Annotated in this window: 5 protein-coding genes; all 5 read left to right on the top strand. The window is 35.2% G+C overall.

The window, feature by feature from the left end; genetic code table 11:
• Positions 1 to 171: 171 nt before the first annotated feature.
• The 5 genes from V4C51_RS16800 (at position 172) to V4C51_RS16780 (ending at position 5,415) form a co-directional block, all read left to right on the top strand.
• Complete coding sequence (locus V4C51_RS16800; protein WP_330927334.1) at positions 172 to 786, top strand: hypothetical protein; 615 nt, start codon at positions 172 to 174, stop codon at positions 784 to 786.
• A 727-nt stretch (positions 787 to 1,513) separates the two neighbouring features.
• Complete coding sequence (locus V4C51_RS16795; protein WP_330927333.1) at positions 1,514 to 2,506, top strand: phytanoyl-CoA dioxygenase family protein; 993 nt, start codon at positions 1,514 to 1,516, stop codon at positions 2,504 to 2,506.
• Entirely contained in the window at positions 2,503 to 3,423 is a 921-nt protein-coding gene (locus V4C51_RS16790) for a diiron oxygenase (protein ID WP_330927332.1), read from the top strand. The genes V4C51_RS16795 and V4C51_RS16790 overlap by 4 nt, the downstream gene beginning before the upstream one ends.
• On the top strand, positions 3,420 to 4,616 hold the full coding sequence (locus tag V4C51_RS16785; protein WP_330927331.1) for an MFS transporter: 1,197 nt from the start codon (positions 3,420 to 3,422) through the stop codon (positions 4,614 to 4,616). Before V4C51_RS16790 ends, V4C51_RS16785 begins: the two co-directional genes overlap by 4 nt.
• Positions 4,617 to 4,644: 28 nt before the next feature.
• Complete coding sequence (locus tag V4C51_RS16780) at positions 4,645 to 5,415, top strand: class I SAM-dependent methyltransferase (RefSeq protein WP_330927330.1); 771 nt, start codon at positions 4,645 to 4,647, stop codon at positions 5,413 to 5,415.
• Positions 5,416 to 5,726: the final 311 nt, after the last annotated feature.

Here is a 5,726-nt window from a genome sequence, read left to right as displayed (position 1 = left end):
AAAAAAAAAGAAGAGCGGCTATGCGCCCGCGCTGACTCGTTCGTCGTAAAAACCAATGTTCACTTTCCGACGGATATCAACCTGCTCAGGGATGCTATTCGCAAGGTGATAGAGTGGGCAACCACTTTGTCTTCGGAGCAGCATGAAAGCCTGTGGCGGTAGAGCCGCTATTTGCAGGCGCAGCATAAGAAGCGATTTCACAAAGCCCGCAACCTGAAACGATCCACCTCGGCCAACGAGGCGCTTCGGGATGCCCGGCAGAATGATATTGAAGCTGCCCATGCCGACTATGTTGCCTACAGTCAGAAGCTTATTAGCAAGGCAGAAGTCACCTTAAAGCGCCTGAGAGCACGTACGCCAGGGGACTTGCGGCTAAAAGAACTGGAACGTTGGGTAAAAGATTCAGACTACCAGTGTCAGATGATTGTCCGTCGTGTATTGAATCATGAAAGCATCCCTCATAATGAGAAGGTTTTTTCTTTATTCGAACGTCATACTGAATGGATCAGCAAAGGTAAGGCTGGCACCCCCGTGGAACTTGGCCTCAGAGTTTGCGTATTGCAGGATCAGTTTGGCTTTACCCTGCATCATCTGGTCATGGAAAAACAGACGGACGACCAAGTGACTGTACCTATTGCGGAAGGTGCCAAACAGCGATTTCCCCAGGTATCACAAGTCAGTTATGACCGGGGTTTCTGGTCAAAAGAAAACCTTGAAAAACTGGAAGAATTACTCGACCGGGCCGTGTTGCCAAAAAAAGGCAGATGGTCAGAACAGGACAGGTGAGGTTGCCCTGTGCTCAAAAATCGGAAAGTTGTTCACAAAATGAGCAGAAATTAACCAAAAAGTAGCACCCACAAATGAGTAGGCTGAATTTTAACCAAAAATTTTGGCTGCTGCTCCCTGAATCGGATTATTTGTGGGTTTTCGGGCAGGCACTATTTAAGAAACAACTCTATTCTATCATCCATTGACCTGTGTCAATTTTTTGTGCTGCATTGCATGATAGTATGACTTCCAAATTATGTTTTAGTACGAGAAAAATTATCACAGCTAATAGTGCTTTTTGTCACTACAGCTAACACAATAAACTGAACATATGGTTAATTTAAGCTCACTGGCTTTAGTATGACTTTGCAGGAGGGGCTATGACAGAAAAAAAAGTGACATGCGCCTGGATTTGATGTTGAGGCAGTAACGTAAGTTGATTGGGTTGAACTGAGTTTCTACTCTCGTTGAGACTTTTCTTAAATTTTTTGACTTACTGTCTTGATAGTGAGTTCCGCCATAATATGAACTAATAAAAAGGAGGTGCTTCATGCGTAATCTTGTTCCATAAAACTTTTCAATTACTACAATTACTACTGAATTTTATCGGTTATGGAGGTGGTATTATGCGTAATCTAGTGCCTTAATATTTTGTCCTGCTGGTTCAATCCATAGAATTATATTTATGGATTGAACTTTATTTTAGGTAGTAAGGTTAGCTTCATATATGGATTTAAAGTGAAATATGAAAGATATTGAGTCTCTTTTACCCGTCTCAGGTATTTCGAAAGACTTTAATGACTGGGGAACAGTATTGTTAAAGGGTGCACTAACAAAAGATTTTATCTCTCCACTGAGAGATAAAATAGTTAGCATCTTGATTGATAAAAATATTATTGATGATTCTAGTAGAAAGTGGAAAGCACACAATACTTATATAAGTGAAACTTCAGAAGAATATTCAGATATTTATAAGGAAATATTTACCTTGCCAGAACTACATCACTTAAAAATGTCTTCTGTTATATCTAAATTAGGAGCTGATTTATTAGATTCACCAGTTTTTGTACACCCAAATATAACATTTCGAATATCTTGTCCTGTTCAAGAGGGTAGAAACTTTACTACTAGGTCTCATCAAGATTTTATAACTATACAAGGGGATAGAAATACAACAACTCTTTGGTTCCCACTATTTGATACTACCATAGAAAATGGAGTTTTATCAGTTGCCAAAAACTCTTATAAGAATGGGATACTTGACCTAGTATTTGAAAACTGTGGCACTAAATTAAAAGATGAAGACCTATTAGATTGGCATGCAGGAAATTTAAGAGCTGGAGATATTATTGCATTTAATTCACTTACAGCCCATCGTGCTATGCCAAATATTTCCAATAAGGTTAGAGTTTCTATAGATTTAAGATTGCAAAAAGTAAAAACTCCTATATCTGAGTCAGCTGTAGTTCCATTTCCAGCATTTTATAAAAATTGGAAGGATGTTTTCCCTTGTCATAAACAGAGAAGTGAGTTTTTATATTCAACTGATCTAGTGGATATTATTCCTCATTCGGAAGAGTATGATCAAGCTCGTATTGGAATAGTTTTTTCGGAAGCAAAGAAAAATAATATTGATACATTAGAGTATTTGAGGAAAATATCTAAATATCACTCAATACCTAAAATAGCTAACGAAGCTAAGTCTTTATTAGATGAAATAGAGAGCAAAGTATTATGAACACTATGGATTGGATTAGCTATGCAACAGTGAGGAATGGTCACAATCACACTTATGAAGATATTACACAACAACACATATTAGATACAGGAAGTTGGTTTAGATTTTGGGTTGAGGAGATATTTTCTAATAATGCTAATAAATTGAACGAAAATCAGCTACAAATATTGTGTGCAGCTAAGTTAATACATTTTTTTAAATTTACGGAGGAGGTTGAGCGTAATATTGTAATCCCAGCACTTAATAATATATGTAATGATATTTACCCACCCTTATCTGACTCTGAAACTAAGTCACAAGCAATTCAGTTTATAACTGATGAGGCTTATCATTCTTTAGTAGCTTACGAAGGTTATTTGGGGATGTGTAACAAGCTTGAATTACCACCTTTACCAAAGCTCACTGATAAGACAGCACATATGATGCAGACTATAGATGATCTAAGCGATAGCTTTAACAATAGTCTAATACATCTAGTTTTTGTGGTTTTCACTGAGTCCAATGTTACTTCAGATTTGGCTAAACTATCTCGAAGTATACCCGATACGCCTCTTAGATCTATGATTTTGGAGCATGTTCACGACGAACAGGCACATGTTAGATTCTTTAATAGATGTTTTATCACTCTGTGGGGAAAGCTTACTCCTTTAGAACAAAACAGTTTGGCACGTTTAATACCTCGTATCATAAAAGCTTTGTATTGGAATGACATTAATTGGCTATTAAAAATAGCAAAACTTATCGGTATTGATGATAAATCAATTAGTAATGCTAAACGTTACAGTTGCCTAGATAGTGTTGTTAATAAACATGCTTCTAAGAGTGCCAAACATCTTATTAGTTATATTATAAATGCTACTAACAATCACTCAATGATAGAAAAAGAAATAATTAATAGTGGACTTCAAATACTATGAAAACTAGTTTTATTAAATCAGAATTTTTCATGTTATTAGCCCTAATAACATCAGTTATTTTTTTGGCTGTTTTTCCTGCCGATATTATTCTTCCTGCATTGCCATTAATTGCTAATGACTTCAATATAACTGTCCCAGAACTTTCACCATCAGTATCTTTATATCTAGTAGTATTCGGTTTCAGTACATTGATTTTTGGTCCGCTGTCAGATCGTATAGGTAGAAAAAAAGCATTGATTACTGGTTTACTAATGGCTTTTATTGGTGGTCTTCTATGTCGTTTTTCTGAAAACTATACTACATTCTTAATTGGTCGTTTTATTGAAGCTGCTGGCGCTGCATCATTTATTATTGTTCATGCTATTGTACGTGATCGATATACAGGTAAAGTTGCACATAACTTAAGGATATTTATAACTACATTAAGTGGTATTTTTATAGCATTGGCACCTGCTGTAGGTGCATCTTTAATTACATTTTTCAGTTGGAAAGCTATATTTAATATGTTTCTTGTTTTTACTTTAATATCAGTGATGTTAAGCTTGTTAACTATAAAGGAAAATGAGAGTGTAAATGCTTCGCCAGATCTAAATAATGAAAAGTCTGATAGTATAATGAATATACACTTCATGTTTTTTAATTTAGTTGGAGCGTTGTCATTTACTTTTCATTTTAATTTTATTGTTGCCAGCCCTCAAATATTTATGCAGGAGTTTGGTTATTCTGTTGGTAATTTTTCAAAAATTATGGTTCTTTACGGTTTTTCTTACTTACTAGCTGGCGCGGCTTCAACAAAAATATCGAATAAATATGGTAAGCTAGTTCAATTCAAAGTAGGTGCGATTATTATATTTTTATCACATATACCCCTGTCTGCATTGTTTATAATCAATAATCCCTTTATCTACATTGGATCAATGATTTTTTTAACTATGGGTGTATCGATGGTTATGTCATCGGCACTTTCTCTCTCCCTTGATTCTTGTTCATCTAGCGTTGCAGGAAAAGCTATGACAGCAATTTCCTTAACAAGATTCTGTATTGGAGGCTGTATTACTACCTATGGTGGATTAGTAATGTATCAAATGAATTTAGGATTTCTATTTGTTTCGCTTGGATGCTTGATGCTTCTTTTGTTATCCTTGCTGGGTCTTAGATATTTAAATAACTCTAGATTAGATTTTATCATCTGAACTTCGTATCATAAATTCTTGAGGGATTATGGATAATTTATTTTTAAATACTGCTAAGTATTATGACTTAGGTATGGATACAGCTCATGTTAATCGTGATGTTGAGTTTTTCTTATCTCGTTTTAATGATCATGATTCAATACTCGATATTGGCTGTGGAACTGGACGTTTAACTTTTGCTTTCCAAGATGCTGACCATCCCACTGATGGATTAGATTTGTCTTCAAGTATGAGAAAGGTATTTCTTCATAAAGCTGAACAAGCAAATTTTAAGGGTAAGCATCATTTTACCGATATGAGAGATATGAAAATATATTCATATTATGATCACATAGTTATAGGTTTTAGAACTTTGCAAGGCATTGATGGTTATGATGATATAGTAAGAAGTCTTAAATCTATGGCTAATCATTTAAATAATGAAGGATCTATTTGGATAACTTGGCTTAATCCAAAGTGTGATACAGATTTCAAAAAATATGAGACTGGCATCTCTGATTATCAAGAGAGTTCGAATGATTTTAGCTTAGTACGAACATATCACTACCTAAAAGACACAGGAATTACAACCAAAATATTTCAAGTTACTTATGATATTAATTGTACAAAAAAAGGTAAAAAAAAGGTAACTGATAAAATTCAGATGAACTATATGGGAATGCCAGGATTGCTTGACTGCATAAGCTCAAGTGGCCTTAATATAAGAAATATTTATAAAGATTATAGCAATAAGCCATATGGGATTTCTGTACTTGATTGCAAATTGACTAGAGACTTTATTATTCAGTGTGGAGTTTAAATCAATGGCACTGACTTAAGCCTTCATTTCTGTAATATCAAGGCTTGCTCAAGAAGAAAAATGACGATAACTCGACTCTCAAGTTTTTCTCTGACCCCCCCTGTTTAACAGGAAAAATCAGAAGAGGCGACAACTATGCTGACATAGGGGGTATCAGCTGTCCTGAAAGACAGCTGATAAGAGGGCTTCAGAAGAATGGCTTTTGTGAGTATTATAGAACTTACGCATTGACAGCAGGTTGAAAAAACTGCTAAATCAGCCATATGCAAAAGTAAACAGATTTTGTCGTGCGTAGGAAGATAACCAGACCC

The sequence above is a fragment of the Candidatus Sororendozoicomonas aggregata genome (assembly GCF_031528575.1).
Lineage (GTDB): Bacteria > Pseudomonadota > Gammaproteobacteria > Pseudomonadales > Endozoicomonadaceae > Endonucleibacter > Endonucleibacter aggregata.
This window is presented reverse-complemented; position numbering and strand designations above follow the sequence as displayed.

Excerpts from the sequence above, each read along its gene's own strand:
- V4C51_RS16795 (WP_330927333.1), top strand. The coding sequence starts at position 1,514 with ATGAAAGATATTGAGTCTCTTTTACCCGTCTCAGGTATTTCGAAAGAC.
- V4C51_RS16790 (WP_330927332.1), top strand. The coding sequence starts at position 2,503 with ATGAACACTATGGATTGGATTAGCTATGCAACAGTGAGGAATGGTCAC.
- V4C51_RS16785 (WP_330927331.1), top strand. The coding sequence starts at position 3,420 with ATGAAAACTAGTTTTATTAAATCAGAATTTTTCATGTTATTAGCCCTA.
- V4C51_RS16780 (WP_330927330.1), top strand. The coding sequence starts at position 4,645 with ATGGATAATTTATTTTTAAATACTGCTAAGTATTATGACTTAGGTATG.